At 45.8% G+C, this 14,767-nt stretch carries 12 protein-coding genes; 7 read left to right on the top strand and 5 right to left on the bottom strand.

Going from position 1 to position 14,767, the window contains the following annotated elements; all coding sequences use genetic code 11:
* Nucleotides 1–23: 23 nt before the first annotated feature.
* On the bottom strand, nucleotides 24–2,234 hold the full coding sequence (locus RTJ53_RS05325) for a M3 family metallopeptidase (RefSeq protein WP_312276157.1): 2,211 nt from the start codon (nucleotides 2,232–2,234) through the stop codon (nucleotides 24–26).
* 240 nt (nucleotides 2,235–2,474) lie between these two features.
* Here RTJ53_RS05325 and RTJ53_RS05320 point away from each other — a divergent pair, with 240 nt between their 5' ends.
* Together RTJ53_RS05320 and RTJ53_RS05315 are read left to right on the top strand one after the other, a co-directional pair.
* Complete coding sequence (locus RTJ53_RS05320) at nucleotides 2,475–3,305, top strand: endonuclease/exonuclease/phosphatase family protein (protein ID WP_312276156.1); 831 nt, start codon at nucleotides 2,475–2,477, stop codon at nucleotides 3,303–3,305.
* A gap of 173 nt (nucleotides 3,306–3,478) precedes the next feature.
* On the top strand, nucleotides 3,479–3,751 hold the full coding sequence (locus tag RTJ53_RS05315) for a hypothetical protein (RefSeq protein ID WP_312276155.1): 273 nt from the start codon (nucleotides 3,479–3,481) through the stop codon (nucleotides 3,749–3,751).
* A gap of 178 nt (nucleotides 3,752–3,929) precedes the next feature.
* Here the strand turns inward: RTJ53_RS05315 and rnr are convergent, their stop codons facing one another.
* Nucleotides 3,930–6,326, bottom strand: coding sequence for a ribonuclease R (gene rnr, locus RTJ53_RS05310; RefSeq protein WP_312276154.1), 2,397 nt, complete (start codon nucleotides 6,324–6,326; stop codon nucleotides 3,930–3,932).
* Between the two features lie 346 nt (nucleotides 6,327–6,672).
* On the opposite strand from rnr, the gene rlmH reads away from it, so the two are divergent.
* Nucleotides 6,673–7,179: a 23S rRNA (pseudouridine(1915)-N(3))-methyltransferase RlmH gene (gene rlmH, locus RTJ53_RS05305; RefSeq protein WP_312276153.1), complete on the top strand. Its 507-nt coding sequence runs from the start codon at nucleotides 6,673–6,675 to the stop codon at nucleotides 7,177–7,179.
* A gap of 157 nt (nucleotides 7,180–7,336) precedes the next feature.
* Nucleotides 7,337–8,161: a DODA-type extradiol aromatic ring-opening family dioxygenase gene (locus RTJ53_RS05300; RefSeq protein WP_312276152.1), complete on the top strand. Its 825-nt coding sequence runs from the start codon at nucleotides 7,337–7,339 to the stop codon at nucleotides 8,159–8,161.
* Nucleotides 8,162–8,164: 3 nt separating this feature from the next.
* Here RTJ53_RS05300 and RTJ53_RS05295 read toward each other — a convergent pair whose 3' ends face one another.
* Both RTJ53_RS05295 and asd read right to left on the bottom strand, forming a co-directional pair.
* On the bottom strand, nucleotides 8,165–9,406 hold the full coding sequence (locus RTJ53_RS05295) for a multidrug effflux MFS transporter (protein WP_312276151.1): 1,242 nt from the start codon (nucleotides 9,404–9,406) through the stop codon (nucleotides 8,165–8,167).
* Nucleotides 9,407–9,604: 198 nt separating this feature from the next.
* On the bottom strand, nucleotides 9,605–10,438 hold the full coding sequence (gene asd / locus RTJ53_RS05290) for an archaetidylserine decarboxylase (RefSeq protein WP_312276150.1): 834 nt from the start codon (nucleotides 10,436–10,438) through the stop codon (nucleotides 9,605–9,607).
* A gap of 151 nt (nucleotides 10,439–10,589) precedes the next feature.
* Between asd and dtd the strand changes: the two genes are divergently transcribed.
* From dtd to phoR, 3 genes are all read left to right on the top strand, one after another.
* A complete protein-coding gene (gene dtd, locus RTJ53_RS05285; protein WP_312276149.1) occupies nucleotides 10,590–11,042 on the top strand; it encodes a D-aminoacyl-tRNA deacylase in 453 nt (150 codons plus the stop codon).
* Between the two features lie 190 nt (nucleotides 11,043–11,232).
* Nucleotides 11,233–11,931 carry a phosphate regulon transcriptional regulator PhoB gene (gene phoB, locus RTJ53_RS05280; protein ID WP_036595303.1) on the top strand — a complete coding sequence of 233 codons (699 nt, stop codon included), beginning with the start codon at nucleotides 11,233–11,235 and terminating at the stop codon, nucleotides 11,929–11,931.
* 90 nt (nucleotides 11,932–12,021) lie between these two features.
* Nucleotides 12,022–13,329 carry a phosphate regulon sensor histidine kinase PhoR gene (phoR, locus tag RTJ53_RS05275; RefSeq protein ID WP_312276148.1) on the top strand — a complete coding sequence of 436 codons (1,308 nt, stop codon included), beginning with the start codon at nucleotides 12,022–12,024 and terminating at the stop codon, nucleotides 13,327–13,329.
* Here phoR and RTJ53_RS05270 read toward each other — a convergent pair.
* Nucleotides 13,304–14,716, bottom strand: a complete 1,413-nt coding sequence (locus RTJ53_RS05270; protein WP_472795573.1) for a D-amino acid dehydrogenase — start codon at nucleotides 14,714–14,716, stop codon at nucleotides 13,304–13,306. The genes phoR and RTJ53_RS05270 overlap by 26 nt on opposite strands.
* Nucleotides 14,717–14,767 lie beyond the last annotated feature (51 nt).

Genomic DNA, 14,767 nt, shown 5'->3' with positions numbered 1-14,767 from the left:
TAGCCTGTATTTTGACAACCGTGTTACCAAGCTTGGGTGTTGGCGTTATCGGTGTCATCGCTCAGCAGTTCATCATAGCTGCTGGTTAAAAATCCCGAGTGGCGTAACAGCGCATCAATACGGGCTTCACGACCGCGAAATGCCTCAAAGTTGGCTTTTGCAGATTGACTACCGCCTTTGGCTAAAATGTTATCGCGGAAGGATTTGCCAGCGTTTTTATCAAAAATACTGGTCTCTTCAAACTTGCTAAACGCATCGGCTGACAACAGTTCTGCCCATTTGTAAGAATAATACCCTGCCGCATAGCCCCCTGCAAAAATATGACTAAAGCCATTGGCAAAACGGTTATAACTGGCGGTCGGCATAATCGACACATCGGCACGCACGCTGTCGAGTAACGCCAATAACTGGGGATAGTCGGGTGCTGGGATTTTGGCATGCAATAACAAATCAAATAACGCAAACTCTAGCTGGCGCAGTGTTTGCATGCCGCTTTGGAAATTTTTGGCAGCGAGCATACTTTGTAGCATGCTCTCTGGCAACGTTTCACCCGTATCGACATGACGGCTGATTAATGCAATCCCTTCAGGGTGCCATGCCCAGTTTTCCATAAACTGGCTGGGTAGCTCAACTGCATCCCATTCGACGCCATTCACGCCTGCCACATCGCCCACATTCACTTCAGTGAGCAGATGGTGCAGCCCATGTCCAAACTCATGAAACAGGGTTAACACTTCATCATGGGTTAATAAGCTGGGTTTGCCGCGCTGTGTACCCGTTGGCGCAGGGCTAAAGTTTGCCACCATAAAACAAACGGGTAACTGCTGATAACCGCTATCATTGTGTTGATAACGCGCTTGAAAGCCGCTCATCCATGCGCCACCGCGTTTGCCAGGACGAGCATATAAATCAAAATAAAAACCACCGATAAGCTGCTGATGTTCATCAAAAACTTGATAAAAACGCACGTCATCATGCCAGCGCTGCGTGCTTGCAGTTTTATCTTCAATCTGAATGCCATACAGTTTTTGCACAATCTCAAATAAGCCTGCGATGACTGTCGGCACTGGGAAGTAAGGACGCACTTGTTCTTGCGATAGATTAAATTGACGTTGTTTGACTTTTTCTGCCAGATACGCCGTATCCCAAGGTCGCACGTCATCGTCCTCATCACCGATGCCAAACGCCAAACCTTCAACCTGCAGTTGTTTTAAATCCTGCATGGCAAAGGGTCGTGCTTTGTCTGCCAAATCCCGTAAAAACTGCTCTACAGTATCGACATTGTCCGCCATTTTGGTGGCAAGCGATAACTCAGCAAAATTGTCATAACCCAATAACTGGGCTTTTTGCGCGCGTTTTGCCAAGATGTTCGCCATGATATCGGCATTGTTAAATTCTGGCTGCGCTGACAATTCAGAGGCGCGGGTGACATACGCACGATACAAGGTTTCGCGTAACTCGCGGTCATCGGCATAGGTCATCACCGCAAGATAGACTGGGATATCAAGTGTCGCGACATAAGGCGTTGCCAATACTTGCTCAGGGAATTTTTCTGTGTATCGGTTACCCGCATCTGCCAGCATGGCAAGCGCAGAATCAGGCAGTCCTGCCAGTTGTGATTCGCTTAACGGTAAAAAATAGCTTTGGGTGGCATCGAGCACATTATCGGAGAATTTAGCTGATAGTGTAGATAACTCGCTGGCAAGCGTGGCAAATTGCTGTTTTTGCGCCTCCGCTAAACCCACACCGGATAACTCAAAACTTTGTAGCGCCAAGGTCAACGAGCGTTGTCTTGCAGGCTCTAAACACTCAAAAAATGACTGATCGCTCACCACACGCTGATAGCGTTGATACAGCGGGAGATGTTGACCAACCGCCGTGCCATAGGCAGAAAGCGCGGGCAATAATGCATGATGCAGCGCACAGATTGGCTCATCACTGACCACGCTATTTAAGTGCGATAGCAAGCCCCAACTGCGGTCTAATGCCAAATTCACATGGTCAAAGGCGATGATATCATTGAGTGCTTGCTGGCTGCTGAGGTGTGCATCGTTAACTTGGCTATTAGCTTGCCCAGCTTTGTGCTCGAGGTCGGCTTCATCATCGAGCATAGACAAAAAAGCATGTCCATTCGCCAACGCCTCATCGATTGCCATCTTGAGTCGCTCAAGCGCTAACTGATTAAATTCAACAAGGTGCAAATTTTCTGTCGGATTTTCTACATCGTTGGTCATACTGTTTTCCAATTTTCTATCGCTCGTTGATGATTGAGAGTAAAAGTCGTCATTGCCCAAAATTTTAGCATAAAAACCGCAATGCTTGGCAAAGCTACCCCATTTTGCTACACAGCTTTGCAAAATACATTTGCGACATAAATGTCGACAACCATTATATTGTGACAATTTTTTGTCAAAACAAGCCAGTGGTACAATTTCACGTTAAAATAATGCCATGTTTATCACTGTGATTTTATTATGCGCTCACTAACACCTAAAAAAATAACACCTAACCCAGTAGCATCAAATGAAGTAGTAGGCGGCAAACAACCAAAAAACAGCCTAATTATCACCAGTTATAACATCCATAAAGGCATGTCACCCCTCAATCGTTTTGTCAAAATGGAAGGCATCGCCGCTGCCCTTAACCAAGTGCAATCCGATATTATCTGTTTGCAGGAAGTCCAAGGTCAAAATCTCAAACGCGTGGTGAAATACAATGAATTTCCCCACCAGTCCCAACATGAATGGTTTGGCGAGTATCTACAGCTTGAAAACAGCTATGGCAAAAACGTCGAATATAACCACGGTCATCATGGCAATGCGGTGCTAAGTCGCCATCCGCTCGACCCCAAACACAATGTCAATATCACAGTAAGTCGCCTTGAGCAGCGTGGTGTGTTGCACTGCGAAATTCAGCCCAAAGGCTGGCACACGCCCATTATCGTGCTTTGTGCGCATCTAAATTTGATGGAAAATGACCGTGAAAAACAATATGAGGTGATAAGCCAGTATATCAATAACGAAATCGACCAATCCACGCCGCTGATATTGGCAGGCGACTTCAATGACTGGAAAAAATTATCCTGTCAAAAGCTTGGCTGTGACCTTAATTTACAAGAAGCCGTGCTGACCCACCATGGCAAATTACTGCCCACCTTCCCTGCCAAGCTTCCGGTATTAAGCCTTGACCGTATCTATGTGCGCAATCTACAAGTACACCGTGCTTGGGTGCATAAGGGACAACCTTGGTGCAATCTCTCTGACCATTTGCCAATTAGTGCCGAAGTCAGTCTGCTGCCAGATTAAAGATTAACAGAATAAACTTGCATGATTTTTGCAGAAAGGTAGCCTAGCAATTTTTATAGACATGACTGTCAATTTTTGTCCTAGCAAACCCGATTTGACGTTTTAAGCCACAGACTTTAGACGTCAGGCTTTACACGTCGGTTAGCCAAATTGACGCTACACTGGAAATCCCCATGCAATCAAAATTACTCATTATTTTTGCGATATTAGGCATCACCGCACTCGCTATTTTTAACCTCATATCATCACATCGTACCCAGCAAGTCATTGCGTCAAACCAAGCCAATAGTAGTGCCGCCTCGGCGCCCTTAGCCATAGCAGCAAACGATACCTCATCGATTGGCGAGCAGCCCAAACAAGTGCTTGATAAGGCAACAACAGATTTGAATCAAGCCGCCCAAACGTCATCCAATAATTTGGCGAGCGCAGAGAAAACCACGCAATAATCAGTTGGCATATTAGCTGCTAGTACGGCCAAGCAAGCCTGGTTAAAGGGCATCAAGTGGCTAATATTAAGTCGCTATTATTAAATAGCTAAGATTAAGTAGACAAAGACGTTTTTTGTTCTAACAGGTATTTGTCTCAACGATAAAAAAAGGGCAAATTGTATTGCCCTTTTTTTCATTAACGAGATTTGTTGCGCGCGTTAGTTTTATTTTTAGCGCTTTTTGCTTTTCTGGCGCTCTCATTTGGCTTAGATTGAGCGTTAGGGTTGGATGGCGCGTTAGGATTGGATTGAACAGAATTAGAGACCGCTTGCGATTGACCGCGACTTTTGCCTTTACCGCGATTATTAAATGACGATTTTTCCAGCTGTGCCACCAAATCAAAATCAATCTGCTGGGTCTCCATATTGACGGCAGCGACTTTGACACGGATTTTATCACCAAGTCCAAACACCAGTCCTGACTTTTCACCAAATAACTGCTGCGCCTTGTCATCATATACAAAGTAATCTTCGCCCAAATGCGAGATATGAATCAAGCCATCAATGAATAAATCGGTGAGGGTCACGAACAAGCCAAAATTGGTCACTGTTGTAACCACCGCATCAAATGCTTCACCGATATGGTCTTTCATATAATGCGCTTTGAGCCACTGCTCAACAAAACGGCTGGCTTCATCGGCACGGCGCTCTGTCATTGAGGTCTGCTCACCCGCATCTTCTAGCGACCAATCTGGCAGTGGTGCCTTTTTGCCCGTCACTTTCGCTTTGATGGCACGGTGTAGCATCAAGTCGGGGTAACGGCGAATCGGTGAGGTAAAGTGGCTGTATTCCTCATACGCCAGCCCAAAGTGTCCGATATTAGTCGGTGCATAGTTGGCTTGCTGCATGGAGCGCAGTAGCACACTATGGATACTAATCGCATCAGGGCGCTCGCGTGTCGCTTCAATGATACGCTGATAATCTGCCTGTGTCGGGTTTTCTTCAGGAAATGACAAACCAAAATGCTTCACAAAGTCACTGACGCGAGCGGCTTTTTCTGCCTCTGGGGTATCATGATTGCGATACAAAACCGGCAATTCATGCTTGAGCGAGAATTCAGCTGCGAAGGTATTTGCCAATAGCATCATCTCTTCAATGAGCTTATGCGAATCACCACGCGTCCGTGCCACGATAGCGCTGATTTTGCCGGCTTCATCAAATTTGATATAAGTCTCTTGGGTTTCAAATTCCATCGCATGGCGCTGTTCGCGTTTGACCAATAGCACTTTGTACAAATCATACAGCACATCAATCGATTTTTTGACCGCTTTATTACCGGTGAGAGTGACAGGCACTTCGGCTTTGGGCGTTTCCCCTTGCGCTTGGGCAAAATAATCATTGACTTGGTTATAAGTCAATCGCGCTTGAGAGTGCATCACGCTTGGATAAAACTCATAGCTGGTCACGTTGCCGCTACGCGATAGTACGATATCGGCTACCATACACAAGCGGTCAACACCTGGGTTTAAAGAGCAAAGACCATTGGAGAGTTTTTCAGGGAGCATCGGCACCACAAAATGCGGGAAGTACACCGATGTACCACGCTCATAGGCTTCTTGGTCAAGTACTGAGTTGGCAGTCACATAATGACTGACATCGGCAATCGCGACGACCAAGCGATAGCCACCGCCGCGACGTTTTTCGGCATAGATGGCATCATCAAAGTCGCGCGAGTCTTCGCCATCAATGGTGACTAGTGGCAACGCACGTAAGTCGATACGGTCTTGATAGTCTTTTTGCGTCGGCTCTTTATACGCATCGACTTGCTGCATGACTTTTGGGCTAAACTCATGGGGAATATCGTAATTTAGCAGCGTAGTTTTGATAATCAATTCACGCTCGTTATCATCGACCAAGCTTTCAGTAATTTTCCCCGTCGCGTATTCATGCTGGGTGGGATAGTCGATGATATCGACTTTGACGGGGTCGCCCATTTTAAGTTGCAACGCTTCGACGTTTTCTTCCGTCACCGTAATCGGTTGATGATTGTTGGGGCTAATGAGTTCTACAAAGTAACCGTCGTCATCTTTTGCAAGTTTACCAATATATTGTAGCTGGGCATGGGACACCACCGACAGCACACGACCCATCATACGACCACGGTTGTCGGTGCTAGTGGCGATGGCTTTTACTTTATCGCCATGAAATACCCAGCGCATTTCGGTTTCATTCAAAAATAAATCGGGCATATCCTCAAGCACGACAAAGCCAAAGCCTTTGGCATGGGCAGCGACTACGCCAGTCACAGCATCGTTCTCAGTCAATGGGCGATAAATATAAGGATTACCACCGTCGGCATCACGGCTTAATTGTCCATCCCGCAGCATGGCTTTTAAGCGGTTGCCCAGTGCGTCGTATTCGTCATCATCTAAATCAAAAATCGTCGCAAGCTCGTGTTGGGTCGCTTGTCCGCGCTCAAGTAGGGTTTGCAGAATCAGTACACGGCTTGGAATCGGGTTGTCATAGTTGGCTGCTTCAACAGCGGCATTGGGGTCTTGCCAATTTTTCATATTGTTGTCGTCTTTTTTTATCATTTAAACTTTGTCATGCAAATTATTTTATCACCTTCATTAAATGCTAGGGGAAGTATTATCCATCATAGCGATAAAATCATGTTAAAATTTTGTTGCTCAGCTTAGTTTTAGTTCAGGCTTTAGCTTAGCTTAGGTCGCTTTAGGCTTCATCGCATTGTATATGGGTGCGTTGCAAGCGTTTTTAAATGGTTGGTTTTTAAATGGTTCGTTTTAAGTTTTAATATAGCTGGCTTCGATAGCGAAAATATAGTTGGCTTCAATAATGAATGTTCAATGGCTAACAGTGAATCACCACAGTGATATAGACAGTGACATAGATTGATGAAAAAATAACAAAGGGGAACCCATGAAAGCAAGAATTTTAGCCGTTGGACAAAAAATGCCAGCTTGGGTGCAGACGGGATTTGACGACTATTATAAACGTATTCAGCCCATGCTTAGCACCGAAATCGTTGAAATCCCCGCCTGCAAACGTGCCAAAAACCCCTCGCCTGCCGAACTTGAAAAATATGCCATCACCGAAGGTGGACTAATTCTGCAAGCGCACCAAGCCAAAAATTCAGCAGGCAAACGCGAACAGCTGATTTGCTTAGACGTACGCGGCAAAAATCTATCAACCGAAGAGTTAGCGGCTAAAGTTGGTGAAGCCATGCAGCTGGGTGATGACATGGCGTTTGTGATTGGGGGTGCTGATGGCATTTCAAAAGAGGTATTAGCCCATGCGACATTCAAATGGTCGCTGTCCAATCTTACCTTGCCGCATCCGCTCGTGCGTGTACTACTGATGGAGCAACTGTACCGCGCTATGACCATTATCCATCATCATCCGTATCACCGCGGTGATTATTTTTAAGTTTTTCCAGTTAACCTGTTATATCTGATTATGTATGAAATCGCTGACATGGCTTGTTTTTGCGAATTTTTCCCTTATTTAACCTATTAATCCTTTGTAGTTAATCCTTATTAATTCGTTATCATTTCTATTTATCACTGCAACTTTAAGAAAATTGATGGAAAAAACCGAAAAACAACCAATCAGCCTGCAGCCATTTTTACCCAACACACCGTACCAGCTTTATACCTTGCCCAGTTTGTTTATTTCACATGGGGCGCCGACGATTGCTATCGAAAACAACCGTACTACCCAAGCGCTGAATAAATTTGGGCAAAATCTGCCAAAACCACGCTTAATTATCATCATCTCTGCGCATTGGCAAAGCCAGCATCTAGAAATCAATGGCAATGCGGCGCCCGCTACTTGGCATGATTTTAGCGGCTTTCAAAAAGCGCTTTATACAATTGATTATCCTGTCAAAGGCGATAGCCTGATTGCCGAGCAGCTGGCACAGCAGTTGCAAGCTTTGGGCGTTAGCACGTCGGTCAATCGACTGCGTCCATTTGATCATGGGGTATGGTCGCCGCTGGTGCATTTGTATCCGCAGGCAGATGTGCCGATTGTGCAGCTTTCGCTACCGCAGCATTTTGATAGTTATGCGTGTTTTCAGCTAGGGGCTTTATTGGCGCCCCTACGGGCAGAGCAAGTATTAATCATCGGCTCTGGCAGTGTCACCCATAATTTGGCGCAGGTACAGTTTGATAGTGGTGAGGTGGATGCTGAGGCCCGTGAATTTAAATATTGGTTGATTCATCAACTCAAACAACATATGCCAACGGCTTTAGATTGGCGGTCACATCCATTTGCTCGTCACAATCACCCCACCGCTGAGCATTTATTGCCGTTATTTTTTGCGGCAGGCGCAGGCACAAAGATGAGCATCGTGCATGAAAGTTTTGCCCATTTTAGTTTGGGTATGGATGTGTATCGGTTTGACTAACCCTTAGTCCATATCCGCCACATCGAGGTTTTTGTCGATTTGAAATACCAAAAATGCGCCGATAGTCATGAGCATAAACATGGTAATACCTAGCTTGGCGACGGGATTAAAGGGCAGGATATTTAAGATTAATCCGCCAAAAATACCGACGACAAAGTTGAGGGAGCCTTGCAAGGCACTCGCCATGCCAGCGCGGTGTTTTTGAAATGCCAAAGCAATGGCGCCTGAATTGGGCTGAGTGAGTCCCAACCCTGCAATACAACAAAAAATGCTGGCGAGCACCAACGGCAGCCAAGCTTGCGTGCCAAAGACTAAACCTAGCAGCATCAAACATGCCGCCGCGATGACTTGCATCACCGCCCCAAATCGCAGCAAGCTGACTAGACGATAACGGTTCACCAGCCATTGGTTGACCTGTGTCAACCCAATAAAACCTGCCGCATTCATGCCAAAAATCCAGCTAAAATGCTGCGGCGTGACCCCATACCCTTCCATAATTAGCTCAGGTGCCGCGCTGATATACACAAACATCGAACCCATCAGCAGCCCTGCGCCAATCGCAGGATAATTAAACTGGGTGTCTTTGAGCAAGTCCCAGTATTGACTGAGCACGTCATTCATCGGACGGTTGTTGCGAAACTCATCGGTCAAGGTTTCATGCAAAAACAGCCGGGTCAGCACGATATTTAAAATACCAAACCCTGCCAAAAACCAAAAAATCACCCGCCAACTGGCGACTTTTAACAGCAAAGACCCTAGGCTTGGTGCCAAAATTGGCGCAATCCCCATCACTAGGACCATCAGCGAAAATGCCTTTGCCATTTGCTTGGGATGCAAGCGGTCACGAATCATCGCCCGCGATACCACCGTTCCCACACACGCGCCTAACGCCTGTAGCGTTCGTGAGACAAACAGCACATATTCATTGGTGGTGGTGGCGCACATCACCGAAGCAATCACATACAGTACCATGCCCACATACAAGGGCTTGATGCGCCCAATCCGATCCGAAATCGGACCATAAAACAACTGCCCGATCACCAAGCCCACAAAATAAGCAGGCACCGAATTGGACATAAAAGCCGTTGCCACGCCAAAATCTTGTGCCATACTGGGCAAGGCCGGCAAATACATATCAATCGACAGCGGACCGATAGCAATAATCAACCCCAAAATCATAATCCAAACTGTTGGATAGTCTAAGTCGTGCGATGGCTGAGGTTGCGGTGTTTGCGGTAGGTTCATAGTGATCAATTTAAATAAAAAAGCGCGTCTAAATAAAACAGCAGGTAAAAATCATGAGTCGGCTATTATAAACAAATTTTCCTAAAATATTTTTCGTTATCGTTTAGTTTATGTGAGCAATCAACCATGCAGATTGCGTAAAAGCCCCAATAAAAAAGGCAGCCTTTGCTACCTTTATTTAGCAAATAACTTGACAGCTTACTGCAAAAAAGTACCGAGACGTTGCCCCATTGTCACCGGCACTGAATTATAAAGACCTGCGCCCCAAGCCATACCCGCTGATTTTGGTAATACCACAATCGCCGTTGAGCCCAAATAAAACCGCCCAAGTTCATCGCCTTTTTTCAATGTCATCTGATGGGTTTGACGCTGCACGCGATCGCTACGTTTGATTTTGCCTGTGGCCACTGTTTCAATCCCTGCCACAATCATCGCCCCGACTAGCACAACGCAAGCTTTACCAAATTCGGTATCAAACACACACACACAGCGCTCGTTACGGGCGAACAAATCGGTAATGTTTTCAGCGGTCTCGTTATTGACCGAGAATAGCTGTCCTGGCACATAGATGGTTTCTACCAAAGTACCGTCAAACGGCATATGCACGCGGTGATAATTGGTCGGTGCCAAATACACGGTGACAAAACTTCCCTCTTGCATGGCTTTGCCAAGTTCATAATCCGCGAGCAATTGCCCAACTTCATACGATTTGCCTTTGGCTTGCAGGATTTGGTCTTTATCGATTTGCCCCAATTGCGATATCATGCCATCTGCAGGACAGATCAGCGCATCTGGGTCATCATCAATCTTGCGCGCGCCATCTTTGAGCTCACGGGTAAAAAAATCATTAAAACTGTCATACTGAGAAAAACTACAGCGCGCATATTCCTCTAGCTTGATGCCATACACCGAAGCAAAGGTACGAATAAAGGTTTTTTTCACCATCGGATGACGGCTTTGGGCAAGACGACCTGCGATTTCACTGATTTTTTGTTGTGGGACAAGCGATTGTAACGTCGTAAACAAGGTCATAAGTTACTCGAGATTGGCATTTTAAAGTTGGCTTATTATAATCAAAATCCCCCTTAGAATCACGGTATATTAAACACTGGGCTACGAGTTAAGCGACAAGCTAGCTTTTAAATTAAGCCGCTTACGCTCAAACCAACGGATAGGAAAAATCATGAAAGCAGTACTACAACGGGTGAAATTTGCCAAAGTCGCAGTTAACCAAGCGCCTCACCCACAACAAATCGTCGGCGAGATTGCACACGGCGTACTTGTCTATCTTGGACTTGGGCATGATGATACGCTCGCGATGGGGCAAAAAATGATTGATAAAATCCTTACCTATCGCGTATTTGAAAATGAGCTAGGCAAAATGGATAAAAACGTGCAACAAGTCAATGGCGGGTTACTGTTAGTGTCGCAGTTTACCCTCCTTGCCAATACCCAATCGGGTAGACGTCCTGATTTTAAGCCTGCGATGGCGCCCGACACTGCCAAAGCTTTGTTTGCGCAGATAGTAGCGTATGCCAAGATGCAATATGCAGCCGTGCAAACAGGCGAATTTGGCGCAGATATGCAAGTCAGCAGTTGCAATGATGGTCCGATAAATTTTATTTTTGAACTGTGATGCGACCTGTGTTAAGTATCAAAAATTGAGTGAAACGCCGAATTTCTTACAACACCACAAATAAAAGCCATAAAAACTTATCGTTGTCATTTTTTTGTCATATTCTGAAGTTGTAATATGGGCATTGTAATATTGTTGTCATAAAATTATTTTGACAAACAGTTGCCTATTTTTATCGCTTGAGAAATTTATGAAAAATGAAACTATTTTGGTGGTGGAAGATGAGCCTGCCATTCGAGAAATGATCGTGACCACACTAGAGATGGCAGGATTTGATTGTTTGCAAGCCTCAGAAGTCTCTCAAGCCCATCATTTGGCGGTCGATCATCGTCCCAACCTCATCTTATTAGACTGGATGTTACCCAATGGGCTATCAGGCATTGATTTATGCCGCCGCCTGAAAAAAGATGAAATGCTCTCTGAAATTCCTATCATCATGCTCACTGCCAAAGGTGAAGAAGACAACAAAGTTCAAGGACTTGATGCAGGGGCAGATGACTATATCACCAAGCCGTTTTCCACCCGTGAATTGGTTTCCCGTATCAAAGCGGTATTACGCCGTAGTAGCGCATTGTCAGGCGAAAAACCCATTGACGTAGGCGGCTTGTCGCTAGACCCTGCCAGTCAGCGCGTGAGTGCCAATAACAAAGCGGTGGATATCGGACCAACAGAATATCGGCTACTTGCTTTCTTTATGAGTCATCCCGAGCGGGCTTATACCCGCACCCAGCTGCTTGATCAAGTGTGGGGTGGCAATGTGTATGTCGAAGATCGTACCATTGACGTGCATATCCGCCGCCTGCGTAAAGTGCTTGAGCCATTTGGGTTTGCGGACTACATCCAAACTGTACGTGGCACAGGCTATCGTTTTTCTAATAAAATCGACTAACAATAGCCTGATTAATCGCATTGAAATTTTTGCCAACTTATCCCAACTTCGCTATAGTAAGCTTTTTCAATGGATGCTAGAAAAATTAATATGTGGGCGAGCATTTCACCCGTCGTGACAGCTGGGGTTGCCGGGCTGTTGATTGGCGGGCTATTAGGGTTTTGGGGTTGGGGACTGGCGATAGGGCTTTGCCTGTATCAGCTATATTTTTTATGGTCGATACAACGCTTTAAAGCGTGGTATAACAAAAACCCCGATGAGCCGCCGCCTGCATTTGAGCCCAACCTTAATGTCATCGCCAGCAATATCTACCAAGTCAATCGCCAAGAGAAATTGGCGCATCAGCAAACCGTTTCGCTGGTGCAAAAAGTGCGCGACTCGCTGAGCGCATTGCAAGACTCGATTATACTGATTGATAAAAACGACTGTATCGAATGGTGGAACAACTCTGCTGAGCGGCTTTTTCATTTTAAAGCGCCCGACCAAGGTCGTAATGTGTTGACCATTATTCGCAACCCGCTTTTTCATCAATATTATCACCACATTGAAGACTATCCAGATGGTGTACGTATCCATAGCCCGTCTAATATCGAGCGCTATGTGCAGTGCAAGATTACCAAATTTGGGCAAGAAAAATTACTGCTGATTTATGATGTCACCCGTTTTCAGCACTTAGAACAGATGCGAAAAGACTTTGTGGCAAATGTTTCGCATGAGCTTCGCACGCCGCTTACCGTCATCATGGGGTATGTGGAGACTTTGAGTGAACAGCCTGATTTAGATCCGCGTATTGCTCGCGCGTTTACTCAGATGATGCAGCAAAGTCAGCGCATGAATAATATCATCAATGACTTACTGTTACTATCTCGGCTAGAGAACGATGAAAAGCCCACTGAGCCCAAAGATATTGATATTCCCAAAATGCTGATGCAATTGTTTGACGATGCGCAGATGTACAACAAGTCATACGACCATATGATTCATTTGCATATCGACAGCACGTTACATATTTTGGGTTATGAAGATTATCTGCGAAGTGCGCTCAGTAACCTGATTACCAATGCCATGAAATACACCCCCAAAGGTGGTGAGATTAGTATTAGCTGGCATGAGTATGACGCGGGGGTATGTTTTAGCGTGACCGACAATGGCATTGGTATCGAGCAGCGCCATATTCAGCGCTTAACCGAGCGTTTTTACCGCGTGGACACGGGTCGAAGCCGTGACACAGGGGGAACGGGTTTGGGGCTAGCAATTGTCAAGCATGTCTTGTATCAGCACCATGCCACCCTTGATATCATATCCAAAGTTGGCAAAGGCTCAACCTTCACGGTGACCTTTCCAAAATCTGCCAGTATTCCAACCCAATCCCTTAATCCTGCAAGCCCACAAAGTTAAAATTTACTTGTGGCTGACGCCCTTGCATGATATCAGCAATCGCTTTTGCTGAGCCGTTCGAGTGCGTCCAGCCCAAGGTGCCATGTCCGGTGTTGAGATACAAATTATCAATACGTCCTTGGCGATTGACCGCGCGACCGATAATCGGCACATTTGACGGTGTCATCGGTCGCAGCCCTGTCCAATAATTTGGCTGAGTCAAATCTACCGCATCCCCGAACACCTCTCTCACCCGCCGCGTAATCGCTTGGCAACGAACGGGATTTAGCTCAAGGTTAAAGCCGTTAAATTCAGCCGTTCCTGCTACTCGCAAGCGATCGCCTAAGCGCGAGTATACCAGCTTAAACTCATCATCAATCAAGCTTACATAAGGTGTCTCATGGGGTCGCAACACGGGGTACGTGGCTGAATAGCCTTTGGCAGGGTAGATGGGTAGATTGATACCCAAATCTTTGACTAAGGCAGGACTATAACTCCCTAACGCCAGTACATAAGCATCCGCAGATAGTATCTGTGATTGCGCTGGCAAAGCAGCATTATCTTTACTATCAACGGACATTACTTCCACACCGTCAATGTGTTGGTTATGATAAATAAGTCGTTTGATGGCGGTATTAAATAAAAATGTTACCCCTTGCTGCTGACAAAGTGCTGCCAAGCGATGGGTGAATTTTTGGGCATCCCCTGATTCATCAAGTGCCGTATAAGTCGCCCCAACCAATTCTTTGCCAATACCAGTTAACGCAGGCTCTAATTCTATCGCTTTATCCACACTAATCACTTGCCGATCACAACCCAATTGCTGCATCCGTTTAGTAGGTGCTATCGCTGCCTGAAACTCAGCATGATCGGTATAAAAATGCATAATACCGCGTGTCAGACAGTCATAATCAATGCCTGTTTGCACCCTGACTTCGCCCAGTATCTGCCGAGAGTATAATCCTAAATTGACCATCTGTACCAAATTAGCATCGGCACTTTTCGCATTGCACTGCTGTAAAAACTGCCAACCCCATCGCCACAGCGCCCTATCAGGGGCTGCATCTTTCGCGGTACTGCCCGGTAAACCCAACAACCGACGCCAGCGAAATAACAATGGCGCATCTTCTCGCAATAACCATTTTAGCGCTTTATAGGGTGTATCAGGATTTGCCCAAGGCGTGGCATGTGATACAGATATTTGCCCACCATTGGCAAACGATGTTGACAATGCCGAACTACTTTCACGCTCGATTACCGTTACCTCAAACCCTGCTTGTCGAAGCTGCCAAGCAGTGGTGACACCCACCACCCCTGCACCAAGCACGATTACCTGCTTTGTCATAACTTGCCTTACTGTCGTTAGCTGATGAATATCTATAGATAAAAAAGGTAGATTGACTAGCAATCAATAAAAAGCCCCCAGTTATCATGGAGGCTTTTTTTCATTTATAAATAA

Origin of the sequence: Moraxella sp. CTOTU46711, assembly GCF_031975715.1 — a bacterium.
GTDB lineage: Bacteria > Pseudomonadota > Gammaproteobacteria > Pseudomonadales > Moraxellaceae > Faucicola.
The sequence above is the reverse complement of the archived record's forward strand: the minus strand, read 5'-3'. Positions and strand labels throughout refer to the sequence as shown.

What these genes read in the sequence shown, in the direction of transcription:
- RTJ53_RS05325 (WP_312276157.1), bottom strand. Translation starts at nt 2,234, where the DNA reads ATGACCAACGATGTAGAAAATCCGACAGAAAATTTGCACCTTGTTGAA.
- RTJ53_RS05320 (WP_312276156.1), top strand. Translation starts at nt 2,475, where the DNA reads ATGCGCTCACTAACACCTAAAAAAATAACACCTAACCCAGTAGCATCA.
- RTJ53_RS05315 (WP_312276155.1), top strand. Translation starts at nt 3,479, where the DNA reads ATGCAATCAAAATTACTCATTATTTTTGCGATATTAGGCATCACCGCA.
- rnr (WP_312276154.1), bottom strand. Translation starts at nt 6,326, where the DNA reads ATGATAAAAAAAGACGACAACAATATGAAAAATTGGCAAGACCCCAAT.
- rlmH (WP_312276153.1), top strand. Translation starts at nt 6,673, where the DNA reads ATGAAAGCAAGAATTTTAGCCGTTGGACAAAAAATGCCAGCTTGGGTG.
- RTJ53_RS05300 (WP_312276152.1), top strand. Translation starts at nt 7,337, where the DNA reads ATGGAAAAAACCGAAAAACAACCAATCAGCCTGCAGCCATTTTTACCC.
- RTJ53_RS05295 (WP_312276151.1), bottom strand. Translation starts at nt 9,406, where the DNA reads ATGAACCTACCGCAAACACCGCAACCTCAGCCATCGCACGACTTAGAC.
- asd (WP_312276150.1), bottom strand. Translation starts at nt 10,438, where the DNA reads ATGACCTTGTTTACGACGTTACAATCGCTTGTCCCACAACAAAAAATC.
- dtd (WP_312276149.1), top strand. Translation starts at nt 10,590, where the DNA reads ATGAAAGCAGTACTACAACGGGTGAAATTTGCCAAAGTCGCAGTTAAC.
- phoB (WP_036595303.1), top strand. Translation starts at nt 11,233, where the DNA reads ATGAAAAATGAAACTATTTTGGTGGTGGAAGATGAGCCTGCCATTCGA.
- phoR (WP_312276148.1), top strand. Translation starts at nt 12,022, where the DNA reads ATGTGGGCGAGCATTTCACCCGTCGTGACAGCTGGGGTTGCCGGGCTG.